Source organism: Staphylococcus sp. GDY8P72P (genome assembly GCF_016890655.1).
Lineage (GTDB): Bacteria > Bacillota > Bacilli > Staphylococcales > Staphylococcaceae > Staphylococcus > Staphylococcus arlettae.
On record NZ_JAFEQJ010000047.1, the window covers coordinates 1 to 1,835 of the forward strand.

Below are 1,835 nucleotides of genomic sequence, written 5' to 3' on the forward strand. Positions count from 1 at the left end.
ATTATACGGACTTTATCGTTGCTAACTTTAATATTTACATTTGAATATTAAAATGTTACAGTACAGGCTAAGTATATTAATTAGTGAAAGGAGGTAATAGCTATTTTAGCTATTAAAGGGAGTAGTCTGTCCTTTTTTAAACTAAACAATGATATAAAAACAGTTGCCGGAGCTTTGCCTCTACTATGGATAAGTTTAAAACAAGATCATCAACATACTTGTTTTATGTAGTGAAATATGCATATTTGTATGTTTTGACTTTCGGCACCGGTAATTTTTATCTGTGTTTTTTTTGTGTGCAAAAAGAAATTGATTCTTAGGGACTGCTACTCCTTTCCAATTATTCTAATTACCACTAGAGCAAATTGTGAAAGGATGAAAGAAATGAATTTTAATAATAAAACAAAGTATGGTAAAATACAGGAATTTTTAAGAAGTAATAATGAGCCTGATTATAGAATAAAACAAATAACCAATGCGATTTTTAAACAAAGAATTAGTCGATTTGAGGATATGAAGGTTCTTCCAAAATTACTTAGGGAGGATTTAATAAATAATTTTGGAGAAACAGTTTTGAATATCAAGCTCTTAGCAGAGCAAAATTCAGAGCAAGTTACGAAAGTGCTTTTTGAAGTATCAAAGAATGAGAGAGTAGAAACGGTAAACATGAAGTATAAAGCAGGTTGGGAGTCATTTTGTATATCATCACAATGCGGATGTAATTTTGGGTGTAAATTTTGTGCTACAGGCGACATTGGATTGAAAAAAAACCTAACTGTAGATGAGATAACAGATCAAGTTTTATACTTCCATTTATTAGGTCATCAAATTGATAGCATTTCTTTTATGGGAATGGGTGAAGCTCTAGCCAACCGTCAAGTATTTGATGCTCTTGATTCGTTTACGGATCCTAATTTATTTGCATTAAGTCCTCGTAGACTTTCTATATCAACGATTGGTATTATACCTAGTATCAAAAAAATAACCCAGGAATATCCTCAAGTAAATCTTACATTTTCATTACACTCACCTTATAGTGAGGAACGCAGCAAATTGATGCCAATAAATGATAGATACCCAATAGATGAGGTAATGAATATACTCGATGAACATATAAGATTAACTTCAAGGAAAGTATATATAGCTTATATCATGTTGCCTGGTGTAAATGATTCTCTTGAGCATGCAAACGAAGTTGTTAGCCTTCTTAAAAGTCGCTATAAATCAGGGAAGTTATATCATGTAAATTTGATACGATACAATCCTACAATAAGTGCACCTGAGATGTATGGAGAAGCAAACGAAGGGCAGGTAGAAGCCTTTTACAAAGTTTTGAAGTCTGCTGGTATCCATGTCACAATTAGAAGTCAATTTGGGATTGATATTGACGCTGCTTGTGGTCAATTATATGGTAATTATCAAAATAGCCAATAGTATTGAACAAGGTATATAGCTGATATAATAAGGTGAATTTTTAAATAATATTAATGCAATTAATATTATTTTGATAACTCAATTATGCTAGTATTTTCTTCAAATATGAATGGACTACTGGGTGGAAGATAATTAACTAATCTGTATTCTTCTAATTTGAAATGAATAAGTTTCAAAGTACTAAGATATAGGATTAGTCATCCATTTTTTTTAAATCAGTTTAACTAGATGTTTTGTTTGTCGAATGACAAAAAACTCTTATTTAGTATAAATGAATAGATAATCCTTCCAATAATAATTGGGAGGATTTTTTATTCTCCCTAAATACAAATGTAAGTTAATGAAATATATACTTGAAGATGTTTATGGCATTCTAAAAATGAGTCAAGTCCAGACTCCTG

At 30.6% G+C, this 1,835-nt stretch carries 1 protein-coding gene; it reads left to right on the top strand.

Annotated features, from left to right (window positions below; genetic code table 11):
- Nucleotides 1–384 precede the first annotated feature (384 nt).
- Nucleotides 385–1,434 carry a 23S rRNA (adenine(2503)-C(8))-methyltransferase Cfr gene (cfr, locus tag JVU85_RS13745; protein WP_001010505.1) on the top strand — a complete coding sequence of 350 codons (1,050 nt, stop codon included), beginning with the start codon at nt 385–387 and terminating at the stop codon, nt 1,432–1,434.
- The last annotated feature ends 401 nt before the right edge of the window (nt 1,435–1,835 follow it).

Excerpts from the sequence above, each read along its gene's own strand:
- cfr (WP_001010505.1), top strand. The coding sequence starts at position 385 with ATGAATTTTAATAATAAAACAAAGTATGGTAAAATACAGGAATTTTTA.